This is a genomic window from Pseudomonas morbosilactucae (genome assembly GCF_023241665.1).
Taxonomy (GTDB): Bacteria; Pseudomonadota; Gammaproteobacteria; order Pseudomonadales; family Pseudomonadaceae; genus Aquipseudomonas; species Aquipseudomonas morbosilactucae.
On record NZ_JALQCX010000042.1, the window covers coordinates 21,168 to 46,334 of the forward strand.

At 58.5% G+C, this 25,167-nt stretch carries 16 protein-coding genes and 1 other RNA gene; 9 read left to right on the forward strand and 8 right to left on the reverse strand.

The window, feature by feature from the left end; genetic code table 11:
* Positions 1-8: 8 nt before the first annotated feature.
* The 3 genes from xdhC to xdhA all read right to left on the reverse strand — a co-directional run bounded on the left by xdhC (position 9) and on the right by xdhA (position 4,779).
* Positions 9-851, reverse strand: a complete 843-nt coding sequence (gene xdhC, locus M1B35_RS22165) for a xanthine dehydrogenase accessory protein XdhC (protein WP_268263072.1) — start codon at positions 849-851, stop codon at positions 9-11.
* A gap of 81 nt (positions 852-932) precedes the next feature.
* Positions 933-3,332, reverse strand: a complete 2,400-nt coding sequence (gene xdhB / locus M1B35_RS22170; protein ID WP_268263073.1) for a xanthine dehydrogenase molybdopterin binding subunit — start codon at positions 3,330-3,332, stop codon at positions 933-935.
* On the reverse strand, positions 3,325-4,779 hold the full coding sequence (gene xdhA / locus M1B35_RS22175; RefSeq protein ID WP_123330576.1) for a xanthine dehydrogenase small subunit: 1,455 nt from the start codon (positions 4,777-4,779) through the stop codon (positions 3,325-3,327). Before xdhA ends, xdhB begins: the two co-directional genes overlap by 8 nt.
* A gap of 267 nt (positions 4,780-5,046) precedes the next feature.
* Between xdhA and M1B35_RS22180 the strand changes: the two genes are divergently transcribed.
* The 5 genes from M1B35_RS22180 (at position 5,047) to M1B35_RS22200 (ending at position 14,073) form a co-directional block, all read left to right on the forward strand.
* Entirely contained in the window at positions 5,047-5,706 is a 660-nt protein-coding gene (locus M1B35_RS22180; protein ID WP_123330578.1) for a GntR family transcriptional regulator, read from the forward strand.
* A 2-nt stretch (positions 5,707-5,708) separates the two neighbouring features.
* The gene (gene smc, locus M1B35_RS22185; RefSeq protein WP_268263074.1) at positions 5,709-9,197 is read left to right on the forward strand and encodes a chromosome segregation protein SMC; all 3,489 of its coding nucleotides are present in this window, start codon (positions 5,709-5,711) and stop codon (positions 9,195-9,197) included.
* A gap of 259 nt (positions 9,198-9,456) precedes the next feature.
* Positions 9,457-10,305 (forward strand): cell division protein ZipA, encoded by an 849-nt coding sequence (zipA, locus tag M1B35_RS22190; RefSeq protein WP_123330582.1) that lies wholly within the window; start codon positions 9,457-9,459, stop codon positions 10,303-10,305.
* A 123-nt stretch (positions 10,306-10,428) separates the two neighbouring features.
* A complete protein-coding gene (gene ligA / locus M1B35_RS22195; protein ID WP_268263075.1) occupies positions 10,429-12,801 on the forward strand; it encodes an NAD-dependent DNA ligase LigA in 2,373 nt (790 codons plus the stop codon).
* A gap of 105 nt (positions 12,802-12,906) precedes the next feature.
* The gene (locus M1B35_RS22200) at positions 12,907-14,073 is read left to right on the forward strand and encodes a zinc-binding metallopeptidase family protein (RefSeq protein ID WP_268263076.1); all 1,167 of its coding nucleotides are present in this window, start codon (positions 12,907-12,909) and stop codon (positions 14,071-14,073) included.
* A gap of 63 nt (positions 14,074-14,136) precedes the next feature.
* Here M1B35_RS22200 and M1B35_RS22205 read toward each other — a convergent pair whose 3' ends face one another.
* Complete coding sequence (locus M1B35_RS22205) at positions 14,137-14,490, reverse strand: DUF6124 family protein (protein WP_268263077.1); 354 nt, start codon at positions 14,488-14,490, stop codon at positions 14,137-14,139.
* A 533-nt stretch (positions 14,491-15,023) separates the two neighbouring features.
* Here M1B35_RS22205 and ffs point away from each other — a divergent pair.
* Both ffs and M1B35_RS22215 read left to right on the forward strand, forming a co-directional pair.
* Positions 15,024-15,120: signal recognition particle sRNA small type (gene ffs / locus M1B35_RS22210), an RNA gene on the forward strand.
* A 104-nt stretch (positions 15,121-15,224) separates the two neighbouring features.
* Complete coding sequence (locus M1B35_RS22215; RefSeq protein ID WP_341870160.1) at positions 15,225-16,607, forward strand: tyrosine-type recombinase/integrase; 1,383 nt, start codon at positions 15,225-15,227, stop codon at positions 16,605-16,607.
* Positions 16,608-17,214: 607 nt separating this feature from the next.
* Here the strand turns inward: M1B35_RS22215 and M1B35_RS22220 are convergent.
* Positions 17,215-18,000, reverse strand: a complete 786-nt coding sequence (locus M1B35_RS22220; RefSeq protein ID WP_268263079.1) for a BRO-N domain-containing protein — start codon at positions 17,998-18,000, stop codon at positions 17,215-17,217.
* Positions 18,001-18,239: 239 nt separating this feature from the next.
* Between M1B35_RS22220 and M1B35_RS22225 the strand changes: the two genes are divergently transcribed.
* Both M1B35_RS22225 and M1B35_RS22230 read left to right on the forward strand, forming a co-directional pair.
* Positions 18,240-18,458, forward strand: coding sequence for a hypothetical protein (locus M1B35_RS22225; RefSeq protein ID WP_268263080.1), 219 nt, complete (start codon positions 18,240-18,242; stop codon positions 18,456-18,458).
* 497 nt (positions 18,459-18,955) lie between these two features.
* Positions 18,956-21,496, forward strand: coding sequence for a toll/interleukin-1 receptor domain-containing protein (locus M1B35_RS22230; RefSeq protein ID WP_268263081.1), 2,541 nt, complete (start codon positions 18,956-18,958; stop codon positions 21,494-21,496).
* A gap of 453 nt (positions 21,497-21,949) precedes the next feature.
* Here the strand turns inward: M1B35_RS22230 and M1B35_RS22235 are convergent, their stop codons facing one another.
* The 3 genes from M1B35_RS22235 to M1B35_RS22245 all read right to left on the reverse strand — a co-directional run bounded on the left by M1B35_RS22235 (position 21,950) and on the right by M1B35_RS22245 (position 24,654).
* The gene (locus M1B35_RS22235) at positions 21,950-22,438 is read right to left on the reverse strand and encodes a ribonuclease H family protein (RefSeq protein WP_268263082.1); all 489 of its coding nucleotides are present in this window, start codon (positions 22,436-22,438) and stop codon (positions 21,950-21,952) included.
* 289 nt (positions 22,439-22,727) lie between these two features.
* Positions 22,728-23,519, reverse strand: coding sequence for a helix-turn-helix domain-containing protein (locus M1B35_RS22240; protein WP_268263083.1), 792 nt, complete (start codon positions 23,517-23,519; stop codon positions 22,728-22,730).
* Between the two features lie 550 nt (positions 23,520-24,069).
* Positions 24,070-24,654 (reverse strand): recombinase family protein, encoded by a 585-nt coding sequence (locus M1B35_RS22245; RefSeq protein WP_268263084.1) that lies wholly within the window; start codon positions 24,652-24,654, stop codon positions 24,070-24,072.
* Between the last annotated feature and the right edge of the window lie 513 nt (positions 24,655-25,167).

The following is a 25,167-nucleotide window of genomic DNA, read 5'->3' on the forward strand; positions in this document are numbered from 1 at the left end:
GGGTGTTCTCAGAGGGTGGCTTGGCTGCGGCGCGACACTGGCAGCAGCTTGGCAATGGGTTCGGCGCGGGTGCTGTTTTGGCCGAAATGGGCGTTGTAGGTGGCGATGATTTCGCCAGCGATGGAGATGGCGATTTCCACAGGCAGCTTGCCTTTGACCTCGCTCAGACCCATCGGGCAGCGCATGCGTTGCAAGGTGGCGCTGTCGAAGCCGCGATCGCGCAGGCGGTGTTCGAACTTCACCCGTTTGGTCTTGGAACCGATCAGGCCGAAGTAGGCGAAGTCGTTGCGCTTGAGGATCGCCGCGGTGAGTTCCAGGTCCAGTTGGTGATTGTGGGTCATGACGATGCAGTAGCTGCCGGGGGGCAAGTCGTCGATTTCATCCAGCGGGTCTTCGCTGACCCGCTTGCTGACGCCGTGGGGTATCTGCTCGGGGAACTCCTGCTCCCGCGAGTCGATCCAGCGCACCCGGCAGGGCAGGCTGGCCAGCAGCGGCACCAGGGCGCGGCCGACATGGCCGGCGCCGAACACGGCGATTTGCGCCTGTACCTGGCCCATGGGTTCGAACAGCAGCACCGTGGCCCCGCCGCAGCACTGGCCGAGGCTGGCGCCCAGGCTGAAGCGCTCCAGGTGAGTGTCTTGCCGGCCACTGGCGAGCATCTCGCGGGCCAGTTGCATGGCTTTGTATTCCAGGTGGCCGCCGCCGATGGTGTCGAAGGCCTGGGTGGCGCTGATGACCATCTTCGAGCCGGCGTTGCGTGGCGTGGAGCCCAGCTCTTCGATGATGGTCACCAATACGCAGGGTTCACCGCGGGTCTGCAGGTCGGCGAGGGCGCTGATCCAGTTGTACATGTTCACCTCGGGATCTTGGGTGTTGATGACGGCCTGTTCGCCGGCAAGCCGGCTCCTACAGTTAGGAGCCGGCGATAGCCGTTACAGCGAAGCCAGCTCGACTTGCGTATCTGCAACCTTGGCCACCTGCAGGCGGCGCATCTGCTCACAGCCCCACAACACCCGTTCCGGTGTCGCCGGTGCATCGATCTGTGGTTGATGTCGGTAGTCGCCCAGGCTGGCCACCGCGTCCTTGATCGCACACCAGGCGGCGATGCCGAGCATAAAGGGCGGCTCACCCACGGCCTTGGAATGGAACACCGTGTCTTCCGGGTTCTTGCGGTTTTCCACCAGCTTGACGCGCAGGTCCAGGGGCATGTCCGCCACGGCCGGGATTTTGTAGCTGGCCGGACCGTTGGTCATCAGCTTGCCCTTGGCGTTCCACACCAGCTCTTCGGTGGTCAGCCAGCCCATGCCCTGGATAAACCCGCCCTCTACCTGGCCGATGTCGATGGCCGGGTTCAGCGAGGCGCCGACGTCATGCAGGATGTCGGTGCGGAGCATTTTGTATTCGCCGGTCAGGGTGTCGACGACGACCTCGGCACAGGCTGCGCCGTAGGCGAAGTAGTAGAACGGCCGACCACGGGCCTGGGAGCGGTCGTAGTAGATTTTCGGGGTTTTGTAGAAGCCGGTGCTGGACAGCGACACCTGGGCGAAATACGCCTGCTGGATCAGCGCCTCGAAGGTCAGGATCTGCTCGCGCACCCGCACATGGCCGTTGTGGAATTCGACGTCTGCCTCGCTGACGTCGTATTTGCGCGCGGCAAATTCCACCAGGCGCTGCTTGATGATTTCGGCAGCATTCTGCGCGGCCTTGCCGTTCAGGTCGGCACCGCTGGACGCCGCCGTAGGCGAGGTGTTGGGCACCTTGTCGGTGTTGGTGGCGGTGATCTGCACCCGCTCGATATCCACCTGGAACACCTCGGCCACCACCTGCGCGACCTTGACGTTCAGGCCCTGGCCCATCTCGGTGCCGCCGTGGTTCAGGTGGATGCTGCCGTCGGTGTAGATGTGGATCAGCGCCCCGGCCTGGTTGAGGAAGCTGGCGGTGAAGGAAATCCCGAACTTGACCGGCGTCAGCGCCAGGCCCTTTTTCAGGATCGGGCTGTGGGCGTTGTACAGGCGGATCGCCTCTCGGCGCTCGGCGTACTGGCTGCTGGCCTCCAGCTCGGCGGTCATTTCCTCGAGCATGTTGTGCTCCACCGTCTGGTAGTAGTGGGTAACGTTGCGCTCGGTCTTGCCGTAGTAGTTGGCCTTGCGCACCGCCAGCGGGTCGAGGTGCAGATGCCGGGCGATGGCGTCCATGACCTCCTCGATGGCGACCATGCCCTGGGGCCCGCCGAAGCCGCGATAGGCGGTGTTGGATGCGGTGTTGGTCTTGCAGCGATGGCCGTTGATGGTGGCGTCGCCCAGGTAGTAGGCGTTGTCGGCGTGAAACATCGCCCGGTCGACGATGGAGGCCGACAGGTCCGGCGAGCATCCGCAGTTGCCGGCCAGTTCCAGCTGGATCCCGTGCAGGCGCCCGTTGCTGTCGAAGCCCACGTCGTACTCGATGTAGAAGGGGTGGCGCTTGCCGGTCATTAGCATGTCTTCGACCCGCGGCAGGCGCATTTTGGTCGGTTGGCCGGTGAGGCGGGCAATCACCGCACACAGGCAGGCCGGGCTGGCGGCCTGGGTTTCCTTGCCACCGAAACCGCCGCCCATGCGCCGCATGTCGACCACGATTTTGTTCATCGACACGTCCAGCACTTCCGCCACCAGCTTCTGCACTTCGGTGGGGTTCTGGGTCGAGCAGTAGACGATCATGCCGCCGTCTTCGGTGGGCATCACCGAGGAGATCTGCGTCTCCAGGTAGAAGTGCTCCTGGCCGCCGATGTGCAGCGTGCCCTGGAGGCGGTGTGCAGCGTTGGCCAGGGCGGTGGTGGAGTCGCCGCGCTGGTGGGTGTGGCTGTCGAGCACGAAATGGCGCTTGCGCAGCGCTTCGACCACGTCCAGCACGGGCTCCAGGTCTTCGTATTCGATGACCGCGGCCATGGCGGCCTGGCGTGCGGTGTCCAGGTCCCTGGCGGCGACGGCCAGCACCGGTTGGCCGACGAACTGCACCGTGTCGATGGCCAGCAGCGGGTCGCCGGGCAACAGCGGGCCGATGTCTTTCAGGCCGGGAATGTCCTCGTGGGTGATGACGATGCGCACGCCATCGAAGGCGTAGCAGGGCGCGGTGTCGATGCTGAGGATTTTCGCGTGGGCCCGGTCCGACAAGCGCGCATACACGTGCAACTGGTTGGGAAATTCCAGGCGGTCATCGATGTACACCGCTTCGCCGGACACGTGTTTGTCGGCGCTGTCGTGCTTGACGCTGCGGCCCACGCCGGTGGTCAGGTCCTGGTGAAACAGCGCGGTCAGCTCGGCCTGGGTCTTTTCGACCTTGTGATGATTAGACATAAGCGGTCACCCGGGTCTCGATGTGCGGAGTCTGCAGTTCGATGAAGTATTTGCGCAGCAGGTTCTGGGCGCTGAGCAGGCGGTATTCCTTGCTGGCGCGGAAGTCCGACAGCGGTGTGAAGTCCTCGGCCAGGGCGGCACAGGCGCGCTCTACCGTGGCGTGGTTCCAGGGTGCGCCACGCAGCACGGCTTCGCAGGCCTGGGCACGCTTGGGGGTGGCCGCCATGCCGCCGAACGCCACCCGGGCATCGGCGATCACGCCGTCTTCGAGGCGCAGGTTAAAGGCTGCGCAGACCGCTGAAATATCATCATCCAGGCGCTTGGACACTTTGTAGGCGCGGAACAGCTGCTCGGCGCTGGCCCGGGGCACGATGATCTTCTCGATAAACTCGCTGTCTTGGCGTGCGGTCACCCGGTAGTCGATGAAATAGTCTTCCAGGGCCAGGGTGCGGCGGGTCTCGCCCTTGCACAGGACGATCTGCGCGCCGAGGGCGATCAGCAGGGGCGGCGAGTCACCGATGGGGGACGCGTTGCCGATATTGCCGCCCAGGGTGCCCTGGTTGCGGATTTGCAGCGAGGCAAAGCGTTGCAGCAGTTCGCCGAAGTCCGGGTACTCGGCCTTGAGGGCTTCGTAGCAGTCGGACAGGGCCGTGGCGGCGCCGATTTCCAGGCGGTCGTCAAAGCGTTCGACGCGCTTCATTTCTTCGATATTGCCGACGTAGATCATCACCGGCAGGGTGCGGTGGAACTGGGTGACTTCCAGGGCCAGGTCGGTGCCGCCGGCCAGCAGGCGGGCTTGGGGGTAGGCGTCATACAGGTCGGCCAGGTCGGCCACGGTCAGCGGCACCAGGCAGCGCTTGTCGCCGCTGTTGAGCTCGCCGGTATCCTTGGGCGCGATGGCTTTGAGGCGGGCGATGGTCTGGGCTTCGCGGGCGTCGAACTGGTCCGGTTGCCGGCCGCAGCAGGCCTGCTCGGCGGCGTCGAGAATCGGCCGGTAGCCCGTACAACGGCAGAGGTTGCCGGCCAGGGCCTCGTGGGCTTTGTGGCGGTCCGGGGCCTCGCTGTTTTTCTGCAGGGCGAACAGCGACATGACAAAGCCCGGGGTGCAGAAGCCGCACTGCGAGCCGTGGCACTCCACCATGGCCTGCTGCACGCTGTGCAGTTGGCCCTGGTGCTTGAGGTCTTCGACACTGATCAGTTGCTTGCCATGCAAGGCCGAGACAAAGGTCAGGCATGAGTTGAGGCTGCGGTAGCGGATGTGCTCGGCGCCGTCGGCGTCCGTTTGCAGTTCGCCCACCACCACGGTGCAGGCGCCACAGTCACCGCTGGCGCAGCCTTCTTTGGTGCCGGATTTTCCCAAGTGCTCGCGCAGGTAATTGAGCACGGTCAGGTTGGGGTCCAGGGCGTGCTCGCTACGGAGTTCCTGGTTGAGTAAAAACTGGATCACGGAAGGCCTCGCAGACTCATTATTGTTGTTAACCGACTGGAGCCGAATTTAGTCAGGTCTGACTTTTCGGTCAATTGTTTTCTGACCCAAAGGTCAGGAAATTTGATTTTGTCGGTCAACGGTTCCATGCAAAGAGTATTGACCCTCTCGGGATGGAATGTTTTTGCTTATTCCATGCCAATTTACGCGCTTCGGGCACTCCGCCATCAGGTATCAATTGCGCTACACTGCGCCGCTTGTGTTGATCGAAGATTTTCAAGGAAAACCATGACGTTCAAGGCGCCGGACAGTCTCGCCGAGCAAATTGCCCACCACCTCGCCGAACGTATCATTCGTGGCGATCTCAAGCCCGGGGAGCGCATCCAGGAACAGAAGGTCACCCTGGCGCTCAATGTCAGCCGTGGCTCGGTGCGTGAAGCCTTGCTGATTCTCGAGCGCCGCCATCTGATCGCCATCCTGCCGCGCCGTGGCGCCCACGTGACCGAGCTCACCGAGCACAAGGTGCGCAGCCTGTGCGCGCTGATGAGCGAGCTGTACATCCTGCTGGGCAATTCGGTGGCCAGCGGTTGGGTGCAGCAGGCGGACATGACGCCGTTCCTGCAGATCCAGCAGCGCCTGATCGCGGCCTACGAGCGCCAGGATATCCGGGTGTTCGTCGAAGACAGCTTCAACGTCATGCGCGCCGCCTATCCCTTCGCCAACAACCCTTATCTGCAGGAAACCGTCGAGAACCTGCAGCCGGCCATGAGCCGTGCCTATTACCTGGCACTGGAGCAGCGCAAGGCCTCGATGAGCGAGTACCTGGCGCTGTTCGAACAGCTGCTGGCCGCGGTGATGGCCCGTGATTTGCCGCAGATCCGCCAGGTGCTCACGGCCTACGCCCAGCGCAGCTGCGATCTGGTGGTGTCTGCGTTGACGGGCGCCTAAACGTGCGGCTCAAGTGCATCAAGCTGGCGGGGTTCAAGTCCTTCGTCGACCCGACCACGGTGAACTTCCCCAGTAACATGGCGGCGGTGGTCGGGCCCAATGGTTGCGGCAAGTCGAACATCATCGACGCCGTCCGTTGGGTGATGGGCGAGAGCTCGGCCAAGAATTTGCGCGGCGAGTCGATGACCGACGTCATCTTCAATGGCTCCACCAGCCGCAAGCCGGTGAGCCAGGCCAGCATCGAGCTGGTGTTCGACAACTCCGACGGTACCCTGATCGGCGAGTACGCGGCCTACGCGGAAATCTCCATCCGCCGCAAGGTCACCCGCGACAGCCAGAACAGCTACTTCCTCAACGGCACCAAGTGCCGGCGTCGTGACATTACCGATATTTTCCTCGGCACCGGCCTGGGGCCGCGCAGTTACTCGATCATCGAGCAGGGCATGATCTCCAAGCTGATCGAAGCCAAGCCCGAGGACTTGCGCAACTTTATCGAGGAAGCCGCAGGCATCTCCAAGTACAAGGAGCGCCGCCGCGAAACCGAGAACCGTATTCGCCGCACCCATGAAAACCTGGCGCGCCTGACCGACCTGCGTGAAGAGCTGGAGCGCCAGTTGGAGCGCCTGCATCGCCAGGCCCAGGCCGCCGAGAAGTACCAGGAATACAAGGGCGAGGAGCGTCAGCTCAAGGCCCAACTGTCGGCGCTGCGCTGGCAGGCGCTGAATGAACAGGTGGGGCAGCGCGAGTCGATCATCGGCAACCAGGAAGTCAGTTTCGAAGCCCTGGTGGCCGAGCAGCGCAACGCCGATGCCGCCATCGAACGCTTTCGTGACGGGCACCATGAACTGTCCGAACGCTTCAATCTGGTGCAGGGGCGCTTCTATTCGGTGGGCGGTGATATCGCCCGGGTCGAGCAGAGCATCCAGCACGGCCAGCAGCGTTTGCGCCAGTTGCAGGACGACCTGCGCGAAGCCGAGCGCGCGCGCCAGGAAACCGAATCCCACCTGGGCCATGACCGTACTTTGCTGGCGACCCTGGGCGAAGAGCTGGAAATGCTCGAGCCGGAACAGGAAGTCACCAGCGCCGCGGCCGAAGAAGCCGCGGCCGCCCTGGAAGAAGCCGAAACCACCATGCACGGCTGGCAGGAGCAGTGGGACAGTTTCAACCTCAGCTCCGCCGAACCGCAGCGCCAGGCCCAGGTGCAGCAATCGCGCATCCAGCAACTGGAAGGCAGCATGGAGCGCCTGGCCGAACGCCAGCGACGTCTCGCCGAAGAGCGTGACCTGCTGTCCGCCGACCCGGAAGACGCGGCGATCCTCGAACTCAATGAAGAGCTGGCCGCCAGCGAGGCGACCCTGGAAGACCTGCAAGCCAGTGAAGAAGCCCAGGTCGAGCGGCTGGAACAGCTGCGCCAGGAACTGCAGCGGGCCACCCAGGCCCAGCAGCAGGCCCAGGGCGAACTGCAACGCCTCAACGGTCGCTTGGCCTCCCTTGAAGCGTTGCAGCAGGCGGCGCTCGATCCGGGCACCGGCACTGCCCAATGGTTGAAGGACCAGCAGTTGTCCGAGCGCCCGCGCCTGGCCGATGGCATGCAGGTCGAAGCCGGCTGGGAGCTGGCGGTGGAAACCGTGCTCGGTGCCGATCTGCAAGCGGTGCTGGTGGATGACTTCGCCGGGATCGACCTGGCCGGTTTCGAGCAGGGCGATCTGCGCTTGCTGACGCTGGCCGGGGAGGGCGCGCGCATCCCCGGTAGCCTGCTGGACAAGGTCGATGCGCCGGTGGACCTGGCGCCCTGGCTGGGCCAGGTCAAACCGGTGGACAGTTTGGAACAGGCCCTGGCCTTGCGCGGGCAACTGGCGGCGGGCGAGAGCCTGATCAGTCGCGATGGCTTCTGGGTCGGCCGGCACTTTTTGCGGGTGCGCCGTGCCAGTGAAGCGGAAAGCGGCGTGCTGGCCCGTGGTCAGGAAATCCAGCAACTGGGCCTGGAGCGCGATGAGCGCGAAGCCAGCGTCGAAGCCCTGGAAAGCCAATTGCAAAACCTGCGGGCGCAGCAACGTCAGCAGGAAAACGGCCGCGAACATTTGCGCCGCCTGCTGCAGGACGAAGCCCGTCAGCAGGGTGAATTGAAGGCCAAGCTGTCCGCCGGCAAGGCCAAGGCTGAGCAACTGAGTTTGCGTCGTACCCGCCTGGATGAAGAACTCACCGAGTTGGGCGAACAGCGGGCCCTGGAACACGAACAAATAGGCGAGGCTCGGCTGCAGTTGCAGGAAGCCTTGGACAGCATGGCCCTGGACACCGAGCAGCGCGAACTGCTGCTGGCCCAGCGCGACAGCCTGCGCGAGCGCCTGGACCGGGTGCGCCAGGAAGCCCGGCAACACAAGGATCACGCCCATCAACTGGCGGTGCGTTTGGGTTCGCTCAAAGCCCAGCACGACTCCACGCGCCAGGCCCTGGAACGCCTTGAACTGCAATCCGAACGCCTGACCGAGAAGCGCGAGCAGCTCAGCCTCAACCTGGAAGAGGGCGAAGCGCCCCTGGAAGAGCTGCGCCTCAAGCTGGAAGAACTGCTGGAAAAGCGCATGACGGTGGACGTCGAGCTCAAGACCGCGCAAATCGCCCTGGAAGACGCCGACCGCGAACTGCGCGACGCCGAGAAGCGCCGCAATCAGGCCGAGCAGCAGTCGCAACTGATCCGTGGCCAGCTCGAACAGCAGCGCATGGAATGGCAAGCCCTGAGCGTGCGCCGCAAGACCTTGCAGGACCAGTTGCTGGAAGACGGCTATGACCTTGAAGGCGTGCTTGCGACCCTGACCGCCGAGGCCAATGAAAAGGCCGCCGAGGAAGAACTGGAACGCATCGCTGCACGCATCCAGCGCCTGGGCGCGATCAACCTGGCGGCCATCGACGAGTATCAGCAGCAGTCCGAGCGCAAGCGCTACCTGGACGCGCAGAACGCTGACCTGGTGGAAGCCCTGGAGACCCTGGAAAATGTTATCCGCAAGATCGACAAGGAAACCCGTAATCGTTTCAAAGATACCTTTGATCAGATTAACGGCGGTTTGCAGGCGCTCTTTCCAAAAGTTTTCGGCGGTGGCAGCGCTTATTTGGAACTGACGGGCGAAGATTTACTCGATACAGGGGTAACAATCATGGCGCGTCCTCCAGGCAAGAAGAACAGCACCATTCATTTGCTCTCGGGTGGCGAAAAGGCCCTGACCGCATTGGCCCTGGTATTTGCCATTTTCAAATTGAACCCGGCGCCGTTCTGTATGCTCGACGAAGTTGACGCGCCGCTGGATGACGCTAACGTTGGACGTTATGCCCGACTGGTCAAAGAAATGTCGCAAACGGTGCAGTTCATCTATATCACCCACAACAAGATCGCCATGGAAATGGCCGATCAGTTGATGGGGGTCACGATGCACGAGCCCGGTTGTTCGCGCCTTGTAGCAGTTGATGTCGAGGAGGCGATGGCGATGGTGGACGCTTGAGTCCAAAGGGCCGGGGGAGCGAGGGGACGGTCAGCCTGGAGTTTTTACCCGCCCGGATTGCTGGCCAATCGACATATTGGCCTTAACCGTTGTGACAGACGGTGTAAAGTTGCCTTTGGTCGTGCTAGTTTAATGTCAATTTTTCCTATGCGTGGGCAAAATGCCATTCAGAACATAGAGTTGGCGCCACGTTTTAAAGCGGTTTGCAGTTTGCTAAGCCCCTTATTTATCAGCATTTTTTATAGAGGCACGGGATTACATGGAAATCGGTCTGCGCGAGTGGCTGATCGTCATCGGCATTATTGTCATTGCCGGTATTCTTTTTGATGGCTGGCGCCGTATGCGCGGCGGCAAAGGCAAGTTGAAATTCCGTCTTGACCGAAGCCTGTCCAACCTGCCGGACGAGGACACCAGCGCCGAATTGCTGGGGCCGCCTCGCGTGCTGGATACCCACAAGGAACCGCAACTCGACGAGCATGACTTGCCGTCTGTGAGCATGCCGGCCCGCGAGCCGCGTGAGTCTTCGTCCAAGCGCGGCAAGCGGGGTGGCGAGCCGCATCAGGGTGACCTGAACCTGGACCTGGATCTGGACAACGGCCCGAGCTTCAGCAGCCGTGACGATGACTTCCCGGACGAAGGCAAGGCGTCAAGCCACGCCGAGAAAGATCAGCCGCAAGCCGAAGAAGTGTTGGTGATCAGCGTGATCTGCCGCGACGCCGCCGGTTTCAAAGGCCCGGCGCTGTTGCAGAACATCCTCGAAAGCGGCCTGCGTTTTGGCGAGATGGACATCTTCCACCGCCACGAAAGCATGGCCGGCAATGGGGAAGTCCTGTTCTCCATGGCCAACGCGGTCAAGCCGGGCGTCTTCGACCTGGACGACATCGACCACTTCAGCACCCCGGCCGTGAGTTTCTTCCTCGGCCTGCCGGGCCCGCGTCACCCGAAGCAAGCCTTCGACGTGATGGTGGCCGCAGCGCGCAAGCTGTCCCAGGAACTCAATGGCGAGCTCAAGGACGACCAGCGCAGCGTGCTGACTGCGCAGACCATCGAGCATTACCGCCAGCGCATCGTCGAATTCGAGCGCCGCGCCCTGACCCAGAAGCGCTAAGCTTCCACAGCCAGCGCCTCCTGTAGGAGCTGGCTTGTGTAGGAACTGGCTCGCCAGCGAAGCCTTTGCCCCATCTTCAAATCGAGCAGCCATGGCTGCTCTTTTGCTTTATGAGAGAACCCCATGACCGCCGCTGAAACCCGCATTCTTGAGCTGCGCGCTGAGCTGGACCAACACAACTACCGCTACCACGTGCTGGACGAGCCGAGCATTCCGGACGCCGAGTACGACCGGTTGTTCCATGAGCTCAAGGCCTTGGAGGCCGAGCACCCCGAGTTGGTCAGTAGCGATTCGCCCACCCAGCGTGTCGGCAGCGCTGCGCTTTCGGCGTTCACTCAAGTGCGCCACGAAGTGCCCATGCTCAGCCTGGGCAACGCCTTCGAAGAAGTGGACATGCGCGAGTTCGATCGCCGGGTCAACGAAGGGCTGGACCTGCCGGCGGGCGACTTGTTTGGCGGTGGCGCGGCGGTGGAATACAGCTGTGAACCCAAGCTCGATGGCCTGGCCGTGAGCTTGCTCTACCAGGACGGCGCCCTGGTGCGCGGTGCCACCCGTGGCGATGGCACCACCGGCGAAGACATCAGCGTCAACGTGCGCACCGTGCGCAACATTCCCCTCAAGCTGCAAGGCAGCGGCTGGCCGGCCACCCTGGAAGTGCGCGGCGAAGTCTACATGTCCAAGGCCGGTTTCGAGCGCCTGAACGCCTCGCAACTGGAAGTGGGCGGCAAGACCTTCGCCAACCCGCGCAACGCTGCCGCCGGTAGCCTGCGCCAGCTGGATTCAAAGATCACCGCCAGCCGTCCTCTGGAGTTCTGCTGCTACGGCCTGGGCCAGGTGTCGGCAGACATTGCCGACACCCACATCGGCAACCTGGAGCAGTTAAAGGCCTGGGGCATGCCCGTCAGCCGTGAGCTGAAGCTGGCCAAGGGCGTGGACGAGTGCCTGGATTACTACCGCGACATCGGCGAGCGGCGTAACGCGTTGCCCTATGAAATCGACGGTGTGGTGTTCAAGGTCAACAGCCTGGCATCCCAGCGCGAACTGGGCTTCCGCGCCCGCGAGCCACGTTGGGCGATTGCCCACAAATTCCCGGCCATGGAAGAAATGACCGAGTTGCTGGACGTGGAATTCCAGGTCGGGCGTACCGGCGCGGTGACCCCGGTGGCGCGCTTGAAGCCGGTCAAGGTGGCCGGCGTCACCGTTTCCAACGCCACCCTGCACAACATGGATGAAGTGGCGCGCCTGGGCCTGATGATCGGCGACACGGTGATCATCCGCCGCGCCGGCGATGTGATTCCCAAGGTGGTGCAGGTGGTGCCCGAGCGTCGTCCTGCTGACGCCCGGCCGGTCCCGACCCCGGAAACCTGCCCGGTGTGCGGCTCCCACGTCGAACGCACCCAATTGGTGAAACGCAGCAAGGGCAAGGAAACCGTCAGCGAAGGCGCCGTGTACCGCTGCGTCGGGCGCCTGGCCTGTGGTGCCCAGTTGAAGCAGGCGATCATTCACTTTGTGTCCCGGCGTGCCATGGACATCGAAGGCCTGGGCGACAAGACCATCGAGCAACTGGTGGACGAGAAGCTTATCGCCTCGCCCGCAGACCTCTACCGGCTCAAGTACGAGCAAATCATCGATCTGGAGGGCTTCGCCGAGGTCTCCAGCAACAAGCTGCTCAAGGCCATTGCCGACAGCCGCAAGCCGACCCTGGCGCGCTTTATCTACGCCTTGGGCATTCCTGATGTGGGCGAAGAAACGGCCAAGGTCCTGGCGCGCTCCCTGGCGTCGCTGGAGCGTGTGCAGCAGGCGTTGCCTGAAGTGTTGACCTACCTGCCGGACGTCGGTCTGGAAGTGGCTCATGAGATCCACAGCTTCTTCGAAGACAGCCATAACCAAGAGGTAATCGGGGCCTTGCTCGACAAGGAGCAGTGCGGGCTGGAGTTGCAGGACCAGGGTGAGCTGGGCGCCGATTTTGCGGCCAGCGCCACCCTGGGCGGCATGCTCGACAAGTTGAACATTCCGTCGGTGGGCCCGGGCGCCGCTCAGAAGCTGGCGGACAAGTTCGGCACTCTGCAAGGGGTGATCGCTGCCGACTGGCTGGACATGCGCCAGACCTTGCCCGAGAAGCAGGCCAAGGCCGTGCGTGACTACTTTGACGTCGAAGCCAATGCCTCCCACGCCCTGGCCATCGAGGCGCAGTTGCAGGCGTTTGGCATGCACTGGCGCAGCGAGAAAAAGGTCGTCGAAGGGCTGCCGTTGGCGGGCCAGACCTGGGTGCTGACCGGCTCCCTGGAACTGATGAGCCGCGACGTGGCCAAGGACAAGCTGGAGAGCCTGGGGGCCAAGGTTGCGGGTTCGGTGTCGGCAAAAACCCATTGCGTGGTCGCTGGCCCAGGTGCTGGCTCCAAGCTGGCCAAGGCCAATGAACTGGGCCTCAAGGTCCTGGATGAAGAGGCCTTTGTTGCCTTCCTTGGCGACCATGGGATCTCCCTCTCGGCGTGATCTGCTGGCAGCGGCTTGCCGGCGAAACCTTTCGCCGGCAAGCGCGATGGAACGATGGGGCAGTCGGGATGATCTAGTCTTCGCAAGCCTCAGAGAGGGATCGCCATGTACCGTTTTTTCGAGCAGCTCAGTTCCCGTATCGCCGCGCCCTTCATGGGCGAAAGTTCGCGTAACAGCAAGATCTGGCAGTGCCGTTGCGGGCAGTCGCTGTTCTTTCGCAACAGCCAGTGCCTGGCCTGTTCGGCGCTGTTGGGCTATCAGCCGGAACAGAGCCGACTGTCATCGTTGCAGCCCGGGCCCGAGGTTGGCACCTGGTGGCTGGATGCCGACCCCGAGGCCGGCCTGTTTCGCCGTTGCGCCAACCTCGATACCCCGGCCGCCTGCAATTGGCTGTTGCCAGCCCATGGCAGCGACAGCTTGTGCGTGGCGTGCAGCCTGAATCGAACCATCCCCGACCTGTCAGTGGCGGAAAACCCCGAGCGCTGGCGCAAAGTGGAAATCGCCAAGCGGCGCCTGGTGGCGCAACTGGTTAGCCTCGGCCTGCAGGTGGTCCCCAAGACCCAGGATGAAGACACCGGGTTGGCCTTCGACTTTGTCGGCATCGACCTGGAGGGCAAGGCGCCCATGACCGGGCACGCCAACGGCCTGATCACCCTGGACATCAAGGAAGCCGACGACGCCCATCGCGAGCAAGTGCGGGTGGCGATGCGTGAGCCTTACCGCACACTGCTGGGGCACTTCCGGCACGAGGTCGGGCATTACTACTGGGATCGGCTGATTGCCAACGGCTATTGGCTGGAGCCCTTTCGCAACCTGTTCGGCGATGAGCGGCAAAGCTACGCCGAAGCCCTCGACCGGCATTACCAACAAGGCGCGCCGAGCGATTGGCAGCAGGGCTACGTCAGTGCCTACGCCACCATGCACCCCTGGGAAGACTGGGCGGAAACCTGGGCCCACTATCTGCACATGATGGATGCGGTGGACACCGCCCTGGGCTTTGGCATGAGCGCCCGGGAAATGGACTTCGACTATCAGCCCTTTCCCTTGAGCACCCTCTACGACCCGCAGCACCCAGGCGGGCCGGCGTTCCTGTCGTTCGTCAATGCCTGGATCGAGCTGGCCGGGATGCTCAACGAGCTGTCCCGCAGCATGGGCCAGCCGGACTTTTACCCCTTTGTGCTGCCGTCGGCGGTGATCGCCAAACTGCACTTTATTCACCTGGTGATCCAGGGCGAAGGCGGCAAGGCCGATGAGGTATTGGCCCAGGTCTGAAGGCGCAGCAAAGGGGCCGGTCTGCCGGAAAGGGCAAGCCGGCTCCTGTGCTGGGTGCTGCGCTTAGCCGTTGGGGCGGTTGCTGTCCAGCAAGGCATCCACCACGGCGCGGGCCATTTCCACGGAATGCACCATGGACCAGATCAGGCCGCGCTCGATGCCGCTGGCCTGCTCGGTAATTTCATCGGACACCTCCTCGGCGCACTTGAGCAGCAGCGACACGTGGGCCAAGGCATCTTCGGCACTTATGCCCGGCTGCACCGTGTACAGCGCCTGGCCGTGGGCGTCACGCAGGCCAAAAGGGCGCTCGCGGGTGGCTTTGAGGGTGTGCAGCAAGATGGCATTGGCGCTGTCCAGCTCGGGGTCGCGACGATGAGCAGGGAGGGAGAAGGGTGGGTCGGGGACAAGCTTTTTCATGTGTGTCACTCACTCAGTATTAAAGGACTGCCGAGCTCACTTCCACATGAGGGGTGGCAGTTGTGCGAGGGTGTGGAAGACCGGGACTGAGTAACCCAGCACACCCGAAGGTGTCCCGCGCACAACCGCCATAAAGCGACGCTGACGAGAAATCGTCAGAGAATGCTCAAGAGCGCTCATGCTTACTCAGTTCCGAACTTCCACATCCGGGCCGCTGATTGTGCAGCGGCCCAGGGAGACTGCCTGATCGAATAGAGGGGTTCAAGGCGCTCAAAGGCGGTTTGCATTCTCTCGGAAGCGCCCTACAAAACAAAGCGAAAACTCCACCGTGCCTCAGGTGCTTTCCCTACAAGGGGAGCCGCGCCAGCCCCCCTTGTCCGGTGCTGGCCCCTGCATCGCGGGGTGTTCCAAGGGAAGTGGCCAAGTGCTTGACCACCCTCGGATTTTTTAATCTGCAAGCAGCGGTTGTAACTTCAACTCAGATAGGTACAATGGCGCGGCTCGCCGTCAGGCGGGCGTCGTTATGGTGACCCCATCGGTCCCCCCGCAACGATTACCCGTGAACCTGGTCAGATCCGGAAGGAAGCAGCCACAGCGGGAACATTGTGTGCCGGGGTGTGGCTGGTGGGGTTGCCTCCAGTTACCTAAGTAGCTGATTCTTAACGGTTTTTCACCCTTTGCCACGTGGTGGTACAAGGAGTGATACATCCGTGTCGAACGTCCCGTCCTACCTAATGTTGTCCCGCCACTCGGTCTATTACTTCCGAATCGTGGTGCCGGATGTCATTCGTCCGTTATTCCCCCAAAGAGAAATCCGCCGCTCCCTGCAGACACGCTGCAAGAGGGAGGCGTTGATTCGTGGGCGGGACATTTTGACTCAGGTCCAAGGCCTTTTCACGCAAGCGTTCCAGGGTAGTAGACCCTCTGTTGAGCTTCTTCGCGGGGCGTGGGAGGCTGGGGGTAAGCGACTTGCTTGCTGGGCGTCGTGGTTGCGTCAGCAGCAATTGCTTGGCGCTGCTATGCCTTTGCCTCAAGTCTTGCGTGAGGCGCCACCAGTCGACGTACAGGCCAGTACAGTTGTCCCCTCCGTGATAGCAACGGTGCCAGTCCAACAATCACCTGGCTTCCTTGCGGTGGTCGACGAACAACTAGTCCAGCAGCGCCGTGAGGGTGTTGCGGTCAAGTCGCTGGACGACAAGCGTGCGGTAGCAGTGCTATTAACCCGCATCATCGGTGACATGCCCATCGACCAGATAACCCGGAAGGACGCCCACCTGTTCCGGGAGACTGCGTTGAAGCTTCCCCCGCGCCTGCACCAGTTGCCCGACCAGCCCCTTGAACAGTCGATTGCGGAGGCGACGACCACCATCAGCGTCACGACCTTCAACAACTACGTGAAGAACTTGACGACGTTCTTTTCGTATGCGGTGAGGGAGGGTTACTGCAGCCGCAATCCGTTCGATGGCCTACGTGTGCGTATACGACGCAAGGTGAGCGAGGAGCGAAGCGCTTTCAGTGCTGATGACCTGAAGGCGTTGTTTAACACTGCCACATATGCGCCGGCTCATGGTCGTAAGCCAAATCAATACTGGCTGCCCCTCCTGGGGCTTTACACGGGGGCCAGGCTGAACGAACTGTGCCAGCTTTACACTGACGACGTAGTGACCATCGACGGAATTGCCTGCATCCACATACGAGCTACAAGGCCGGACCAGAAGCTCAAGACGGCGTCCTCTGAAAGGCTTGTGCCGATACATTCTAGGATTCTGGCGTTGGGTTTTTTGGAGTACGTAACGAAGGTCAAAGCGACGGGGAGCGAGCGTATATTCCCGGAACTGACCTGCCATAAGAAGCATGGCTATAGTGCGTCGCCGTCGAAGTGGTTCACTCGGGTACGTGAGCAATTGGGCTTTCGCGATGACGCCGCTAAGAAAGACTTTCACAGCTTCCGTCACACGTTGGCTGACCACCTCAAACAGAAAGGTGTTGCTGAGTCACTGGTCGGTGGTTTGCTGGGGCATCAGACTGGAGGCATCACGTTTGGACGATATGGCAAAGACTTCAGGCCGGATGTATTGGCGCCCGTAATGGAGCTGGTGACCCTCGAATCATTGTGAATACGACAGTGGCGGTTCGGGACGGTTCGGCTACTTTGTAGAGGCACTGTTTTCCGTGTTGACGAACATGAATGGAAGGTGCTGAAGAATGCGAACTGAAGGTATTACTCTTGGGTTTTACAGTGGTGCGGATGAGAAAACTCGCGACATCGCCACTCGATACTGGACTCAGGGCGAGCGCAGCGTTTTTGAAGAGGCTGTTGAAACGTTGTGTCGAGAGGTGGACCTTAGTCCTGAAGGCTTACTGAATCGTATCCGGCAATTTAGTAGTGCAAAATTGACTACCAGCAAGTGTGTGCAATGCGGAGGTACGTTGCAACTTTACAGCCGTAACGATTATTTGAAGCGTATGCGTGCAGAGTTTCCCTGCGATTCATGTAGTTATCCCCCGGATGTTGATGATGAGGACGAGATAGATACTTTGCCTCACCACGTTGAAGAATTGGATCTGTTGAGACGTGAGAGCCTGGAGGGAGCTTCGGTGTGCGGGATTGGGGGTGATGTTTTGTCGGATGGGGTTGATGGGGTGTTGGAGGTAGCTGCACAGCTTCGGGTGTCACCTACCCGTCTACATGCGGCTCTATCCGTTAGTCTGGAGAACTTCACATTAAACCCCGCTGCTGTGGTGCAGGCGTGCAACGGAGAGCCGTTGGTGGTAATGCGGGGAAATGAGCCACTTTTTTACTGTGTTCTCCCTGCGACAATGGCGTCGCTGGCCCGAAAGGGGAGATAGACGGTTTCCCCTGTCCCAAAACTTAGGGGCTCCGGTGTCAGCAGGGTGTCGGTCGCCGTCGTGATAGAGCTGGGTCAGCATTTGCTTCCCGCGTTCCAGCGCACCGATGACGCTCCGGCCATCTGGTGCGGCCTTCTCAGCGAAGTAGACGTCCCGATACTTGGCGTTTACCGCCCATGAGCCGGCATGGCGGTACTGGTAGTTGATGGACCCCAGGGTCTTCTGGATTTGCTGCAGGTCCGCACCGTCCAGCTTCCTGGCTAAGTCCGTAACGGTGGTGCTTCGAAGGGCTCCGACTGCCTTGCCGATAGCGCCGCTGGTTACATTGAAGATGGCGTGCGCCTGGATTTGCATATGGGTGGTCAGTAGCTGATTGTCGAGGGGCAGGCGGTCACGCTCCAAGGTAAGACGTTCGACCTTCCGGGAAATAATCGACATGGCCCGCATGACCAACTCGTCATCAGACAGTTTGCCGGCCGCTACTTTCTCCTCTCCCATGATATAGGCACCGTCCTTGCGGATAGCCGGGAGAGCGGCGCGTGTTACCCAATCCTGGAAAGCCTTTGCCTTCTTTGCCTGGGGCTTATCACTGTGCATGATGAGGCTGTAGAGGCCGAATTCATTGGAGACGTGGGGGAAAGGGGGGGGGGCGCAAACCAAGGTCCAACTGATATTTATCTGCGTCGGGAAGGCGGGCGACAGCGATTGATGTATTGGTGATGCCCAAGGCGTGCACTACGTCGGCCGGTAACATCCGGTGCCTATGGCTGGTGAGGTCGATTGCAAATGGGTGGTCAAGTAAGTGCAATTACCCTAGTGTCAGCGGATCTGGAGAATTGGCTCCAGCTAGCGGCGAGTTCAGCTAGTCTTCCTGCACCAGTTAATCAAGGACGATACACATGCCAGATAACTCTGAAGCCAACATAGTCACAGCGGACGCTCTCACACTACTCCTCCACAACCAGCACTCCATATGCGCGGCTATTGAGGAGGTGACCATGTGGCTCTCTGACAATGGAGTGGGAAGTGTCGCCGCTAACGCAATTGCGGCCATGGAAACGCTGGACACGAATGCTAAAGGCATCACAGATGCCATCATGCGGCTACGGCATTTGTAGGCATTATCTAACGGCCCGCTGCCGCTCTGTTCTGAACGAGTCCCGATTAATACGGGAAAAATGGGATTCTTTGGATACTGAGAAGTTGAATTCCACCTGACCACTGACTTGCCCCTGGCAGGCCAATCGCATCCATGCTGACTAACCGGTAGCATTCGCCTTGGCCAACGGGCGTCGCAGTGACGACCAACAGAGTTCTGCTAAAAGCGGTCACTCACGAAGTGGCTAGCAGCTTACAGGTGTTTCCGATGTGTTACAGCTCACAGTGACGACGGCAACCCAGCTATCGGAGGTGCTCAGGCTCGGTCCATGAGGCACAGGCTGAGCCAGGTAGAAAGCTTCCGCCCGCTTAGTAAATTCCACTAATGGGAAACACACCTTGTATGCGCTGAAGACAAATACGTGCATTAAATAGTAGCTAAAAGGCATCACAGTTCACTATTATTTGCCAATTCCAAAAAACAAAATACAGCACTGGCAAGAGAATGGAGTCCAAAATGAAATTTTTCTTATCTCACAGCTCTGCAGATAAACACATCGTTGGCAAGGTTTATGAGCAGCTTGGGGCTTCTTTATGCCACTATGATGTCGCTACTTTTGATAACACATCTTTTCTGCCTGAGCAGATCTTTGAAGCTCTGAATGAAAGTACTCATTTCATTCTTTTTGCATCAAAGAAAGCACTTAGTTCTGATTGGGTAAGGGGAGAGCTGCGGGTTGCTTTCAGTCAGTGGATGAAGGCAAAGATTCGGCACGCGATGGTATTTATAATTGATGAGGGAGAGCGCTCAGAAGTCCCTCAATGGCTTCAAGACTACGTAATAATCGAGCATCCATCTGCTCATCATATATCCTGTCGAATACTAAGTGCATTTGATGACTGGGAAAGTCAGAGTGGGAATGAGCCGCCATTTTACCGATACCAAGACGCGATGCAGCTGGAAAAGAAAGTTTCAGTAGAGCCGAGCAAGATGCCTACTACATTGATGCTTTGTGGAATTGATGGCTACGGTAGAAAGCAACTGGTTAATGAACTTTTCAAAAGGCGTTTTCCTGGAGTTTCCAAGCGAAAACTAATGTTCTCGCTGGAAAATCATGACTCGGAAGTCAACCTCTATAGGCATGTTTTAGGCGTGACCTCCCTGTTATCGCCAATTGAACTATCTCATAAGACCAAAGAATTCTTAGATCTAACGCCACAAGATCGGTACAAGCTAGTCGCGGATCACATAGTTGAGGCTACAAACGCTGGCCAAGCACTGTATGTTGATGTGGGCACCGCCGGATTGGATGATAGCGGAAAAATTTCAAGCTGGCTTGAGGGTGTCGTGCATGAGCTCCCACGTAATACTTACCCAAGGTTAGTTTTAATTTCCGCTAGGAGACCCGTGTTTTTGTCGCCTCAGTCCGCGGAGGTCATATGTCTGCAAAAAATAGAACCTCTACCGCGAGAGGAGTCAGAATTACTATTCTCATGGTGGCTCGGTAATCTAAAAATCAACGACTCACAAGAAGTTGTTGATAACTTTATTGAATATGTAGAAGGGCGGCCAAAATCAATTGAGATAGCTGCAAGAACTCTTGCTACGGTTGAGCCAAGTCAGTTGTCACGGCAGCGGATTAATATAGCAAATGATATTCAGGCGCAAGCCGCTGAACTGCTCAAGGCGCTTGCAGATAACCGCACGGCTAACATGGCTCTTGCTATAATCGCATATAGTGGTTACATATCGGAAGTTGACTTGATCGAGTCATTGAAATCAATATCTGATGAAACCGAGGAGGGAATAAACAACGCTCTTAGCTTATTGATTTCCTATGGATTCATCTTGCAAGATTCGATTTCTATAAAGCTACCTGGCTATCTTAATCGAGCGGCGAGGGATTTACTGAATAGCCAAGCATATAAGGATACGTTAAAACCCGCCGTTGCGTACCTCATAAATGCAAATAAAGATATAGACCTGCATGAAAAAACAAGTGTTTCTACAATTGAAGAGTTTTGTATTGCTAGGCTTCGAAAAGGCGAGCATTCAATCGTCGGGGTAGAAAGTCTGATCTTGCCTTCCCAGTGCTTTAGACTCGCTAGGGAATATTATGACAAACAAGATTACGATACTGCGTACATGCTATGCGAAACTGCTTATAAGAATAGACTTGCACTCACCGACGAGTCATCACTTGAAGTCCTCCGGTTCAAGGGGCTGTCTGCTGCACGACTAAATAAACAACTTGAATTGGCAGATGTTCTAGGTTCCTTTTCCCAGCATAAAAATTCTGTAAAATCCAGACGGCTACATGCTTTCATTCAAGGCTTCAATTATCGGCTGTCTGGTGAGTTTGATAAAGCTTTGGCGGAACTAACCGTCGCATACAACTCCAAAGGCGAAGGTGATATCCATATTCTCAGGGAGCTAAGTTTTCTCCACTATACATCTGGAGACTTAGACGTAGCTGAGCGGCTCATTAAAGTTGCTCATCGAAATACTGATAACAATTCTTATATCATGCAGATGCTAATTCGTGTGCTCCTTGCAAAAGGAAAATCTTATGTTGCACATGAAGAGCAATTCATATTGGAATTGATTAGTCAGTTGGAGAGTAACCGAACGCGTCGGGGCGCCGCTGCAGCATCAATGATGAGAGCAGAACTACATTTTGTTACCGGTGATATGGCAACCGTGAAAGGCATACTTGCGGCCATGCCTGAATCCACCCCAGTTCAGCTTCTAAAAGCCAAAATACTAGTAAAAGAAGGCAAATATCCAGTCGCGCGAGACATCTTAGTAAAGCTCAAAGGATCAATAGTCTCGAGCCAGGAAGGTCAGCGGCAGACCTCTGCGCCTGAAGTTTGTAGTGCGCTTATCGAAGCGGCAGCTGCAATCTCTATTGGTGATGGACTTTATGAGCTGGAACGAAATATTAAATACCTCCCTGAAAAATTGTTAAATTTTTGGAAGGATCTTTTCACCAAAGAACTTGCCTTTACACAGACGAAGCCAACTGCTGCGCAACTTAAACTACTTAGGATTTCCTAATCTGCAATTTATAGGGGCGTGATTACAAGAAATCACGCTTCCGTTTTTTGCATCTATCTTTATTTTGTTCTTGGTCAACATCCATTGATAGTGTTGAAAGCTTGTTCAACAAGGGGAGGTCTACACCGATTCGGTTTGAAATCGCAATTGTTACTGCATTCCTATACACATGTCGGTGCCACTGTTTCGAAATTTTACCGTTGTCCTCCTCGCACTGGTTTTGGCCAATTTCTGGCTCTGGCGAACGGCAGCTTGGGTCGAAAGCGGCCATTGATGAACGACTGCTATTTTGCCAAATTCCAGCCTGTTGCCAGCGGCATTTATGCGCTGCTCTCTGCCGGCCCATGGTAACCACGCGGGGGGCGAATCCTTGCGAAAATAGCTAGTCAGAAGTGAATATGGGTTAAAACGTCAGGGGGATGGAGACACGAGGGCCTGCCATCCCGGCTGTGGTCACGTTGTTGCAGCAGCCTTGGTCAGTTCCGAAATGCACTCGCCGCTGGCTCCTCGACAAGCGAGAGTGTCGGCGCGTTCGTTGCCTGTGTCGCCGCTATGACCTCGGACCCACTGGAAGCGTATCTCACGCTTCTGCATTTCTTGGTCAATGAGTTCCCATAGGTCGCGGTGTTCGACCTCCTTCTTGTCGGCTTTTCGCCAGCCTCTAGCCTTCCAGCCCTGTAGCCATTCCATTGCTCCCTTGACGACGTATTGGCTGTCGGAAACGATGTTGATAGCTGCCCCCGGCTTGCATCGGCGGAGCGCCATTAATGGTGCCAGCAGTTCGGCTCGACCATTGGTCTGAGGTTGGTTAGCAGGGACCGGACCAGCTAGCTCCAAGGTATCGCCATGCGGGTTGGTGAGGTAGGCGCCCCAACCGGCTTTGGCGTTAGGTTTACCGTTGTTCGGGCAAGCGCCGTCGACGTAGATGGTGTACGTGGTCATGGATTGATGTCCTGTAGATGGTGTGGTGTTTAGCAAGGCAGACCGGATGGTTGCCGACACTGCTGGTGTAGGTTTGAAAGGAAATGGACGTTGGCCGCTATCAGGCTATTGCGGGAAAGACCCAAGGGCGACCGTGGTAGCTGGCAGTAGCGAAGCTGCTGTCAGGTGCTCAGCGAGGTCGACCAACAAGAAAGGGGACTTAAAGCTGTTTTCTTCGTAGTTGGACTACTAACCCTGCCTTCTTAGGTTGGACGGGATTGTTGGTCAGGCTCTACGGCCCCACGCAGCGCTACGCTGCTGCCTGTGCCACGCCTGCCCCTGAAAGGAGGTTGGTTAACGGAATCACTTCTGCCGAACGGCTTACCATGAGGAGGTCTTGTTGCCTCTCCTTATAGTATGCGGCGTTAATTAAGTAGTATGGGTCGAAGGCGTCGTCACCCAGGTCGTGCCGCAGTTTCGCCAACTCAGCGGGTGAGGGCATGACAGTTTGGCAGTCTATTACTGAATGGGATTCGCAGCGCTTCTCCCAATACTCAGCGTTCTCTAATGCATCGCCTGGGAGGTCCATCTCGTATTTAAGCGAGCGTGGTCGGGATTTCATAAGGAACGGGAGTGCTAATTCGATGGCCTTTACGTAACGCTGTGCATGCCGGGTCTGAATCTCGAGAACTTCACAAACGTCATTGGTAGTGATGACTTCCAATACTTCGATGATGACCATTAGCTTCCGCACTGAGAGCGGCTTGGAGGAGCCACCTTTACCTATGCGTCGGTCGTGCCAGTCGAGACGGGCAATGCCCTCCATGATGTCCTGAACGAAAAATGGATAACGCCCATATATTGTTGTGGGGCCGAGAAAGCCATAAAAGGGATTTTGAATATGCTTTGAAGGTCGGCCTCTCCGCTCTGTCGGGTTCTTTTCGGCGACAATAAGCGTCGGTGAGCGTTTCGAAGCGGTCGGCCGGCTCGCAAGTCGCTTATTGATTATTCCGTCAGCGTTGGCTTCTATTCGACGTGATAGCTCGTGAAGCTCGTCAGCACTCAGCATTTCGGTGCGTTTAGGTGTTTTCTTCACTGGCATGGTTCACCGCCCTCGTACGATAGGGCCAAGGGCAAACCAATGGCGTACCTCCCGGTCAGGCTGAAGCAAGTCCAATAGATCTTGATCGGTCCATGTCAGGCCGCTAACCAGGGCCAGCTCTAGGGATTCTGCGAGCCGTGTATCGCGCCCTTTCCGTTTGCTGATGGCAGCAGCCAAGCGAGTCAATCGGTTGAGATGGTCTTTGCGCAGGTGCAGATTGAGGCGCACCAGGGGTGATGGGTGTTTCATGGGATGGATGTCCTGTGATAGCAAATGCAAACGCCCCGCCGTGGTTGCCCAGGCAGGGTTGATAGTTCGCAGGGAATGGGGATGGTTATGCGCAGCCTGGCGAAACGCCGGCTTGGTTGTACATAGACTGGCCGTAATGCGCCTCGGTGTGGCAACAGGCCTTACTTATACAAGGATGGGCCGTAATTCCTGAGGGGCGCCTCTGGTTTCTCCTAGACTGGCCGTAATTACCTATTGCAGTCGGAGGGTGGGCTGTTCAATGTTGGTTAAGGGGGCGGCGCGAGTTCTTAACTGCACGGGGTCAGGGCTGTGTTGCCTCGACAGCCTTAGTGGACACGCAGGCGCGTTTCACTCCAGCTGTGGAAATGTTCCAATGTTTTGCTGTGTCCGCGATGCTGGCTTTGTTTTCGCGTCTCCAAGTGGCGACGGCGTGGTCGTCGATTTTCTTGACCGCCCCAAGCTTCTTGCCTTGGGCTCGGGCTCGCTCGATACCCGCCATCTGCCGCGCCTTGATGTTCGAGCGCTCCAACTTCGCGACTGCGGCAAGCATAGCCAGCATCGCGTCTCCTATGGGCGTCGATAAGTCGAAGCCTTCGCGTATCGAGACCAGCGCCACCCCTTTCTCTTTAAGCATCTCCACAGTAGTCAGTACGTCAATGGTGTCCCGACCCAGGCGGTCGATGGCCGCGACAACGACTGTGTCACCTTTCCTGACGTACTTGTACAGAGCTTCAAAGCCAGGTCGCTGCATCGCCTTGGTCGCTCCGCTAGTTGCCTCGTCGTTGAACCACTGCGCAATTGTGTAGACCTTTTCTATGTCATGGCGCTGCGCTTTGGTGGATTGGTCGTCGGTGCTGACGCGGACATAGGCGATGGTTGTGGTCATGGCGATGCAGTCCTGGCTCAATGTGTTGGCTCGGAATGCTACGGGATGGATCAGTTAATGGCAACACATCTGAGCCAACTGAAAGCCGCATTTTTTCGTAGGTTCGTTCGCGGCCTAGACCTGGCTCATGGGGTGTACTTAATGATCCAGCTCGGCCACGCTGGTTGAAGGTGGGGGCTCTGATGTGGCTACGACGACAGGATGATGAATCCCACGCTACCGCTTTCGTCTATCGACATAAATGTAGCTTCAGCTAAGAAGCTGGAGGTACGGGCCAGCGAGGGGGAGGGGGGGGTAAGACGCTAATGCTTACTATACTAAAGGCCGGACAGATTTTTCGGTAAAAAATGAGCCTGAGCCGTTCGATCTCAACAAAGCGTTAGATGGTGCATGGATTAGTTGGCGGATAGGGTCCACCACCTAACACTCAGGGCGGCTCTTTGCTGGGTGTCCGGCGCCATCATTGACCAGTCTCACAGACAGAAGGTGGATGCTACCTGGCGTCGGCCAGCA

Coding starts and splice junctions, on each gene's coding strand:
- xdhC (WP_268263072.1), bottom strand. CDS start 851: ATGTACAACTGGATCAGCGCCCTCGCCGACCTGCAGACCCGCGGTGAA.
- xdhB (WP_268263073.1), bottom strand. CDS start 3,332: ATGTCTAATCATCACAAGGTCGAAAAGACCCAGGCCGAGCTGACCGCG.
- M1B35_RS22180 (WP_123330578.1), top strand. CDS start 5,047: ATGACGTTCAAGGCGCCGGACAGTCTCGCCGAGCAAATTGCCCACCAC.
- zipA (WP_123330582.1), top strand. CDS start 9,457: ATGGAAATCGGTCTGCGCGAGTGGCTGATCGTCATCGGCATTATTGTC.
- ligA (WP_268263075.1), top strand. CDS start 10,429: ATGACCGCCGCTGAAACCCGCATTCTTGAGCTGCGCGCTGAGCTGGAC.
- M1B35_RS22200 (WP_268263076.1), top strand. CDS start 12,907: ATGTACCGTTTTTTCGAGCAGCTCAGTTCCCGTATCGCCGCGCCCTTC.
- M1B35_RS22205 (WP_268263077.1), bottom strand. CDS start 14,490: ATGAAAAAGCTTGTCCCCGACCCACCCTTCTCCCTCCCTGCTCATCGT.
- M1B35_RS22215 (WP_341870160.1), top strand. CDS start 15,225: ATGTTGTCCCGCCACTCGGTCTATTACTTCCGAATCGTGGTGCCGGAT.
- M1B35_RS22225 (WP_268263080.1), top strand. CDS start 18,240: ATGCCAGATAACTCTGAAGCCAACATAGTCACAGCGGACGCTCTCACA.
- M1B35_RS22230 (WP_268263081.1), top strand. CDS start 18,956: ATGAAATTTTTCTTATCTCACAGCTCTGCAGATAAACACATCGTTGGC.
- M1B35_RS22235 (WP_268263082.1), bottom strand. CDS start 22,438: ATGACCACGTACACCATCTACGTCGACGGCGCTTGCCCGAACAACGGT.
- M1B35_RS22240 (WP_268263083.1), bottom strand. CDS start 23,519: ATGCCAGTGAAGAAAACACCTAAACGCACCGAAATGCTGAGTGCTGAC.
- M1B35_RS22245 (WP_268263084.1), bottom strand. CDS start 24,654: ATGACCACAACCATCGCCTATGTCCGCGTCAGCACCGACGACCAATCC.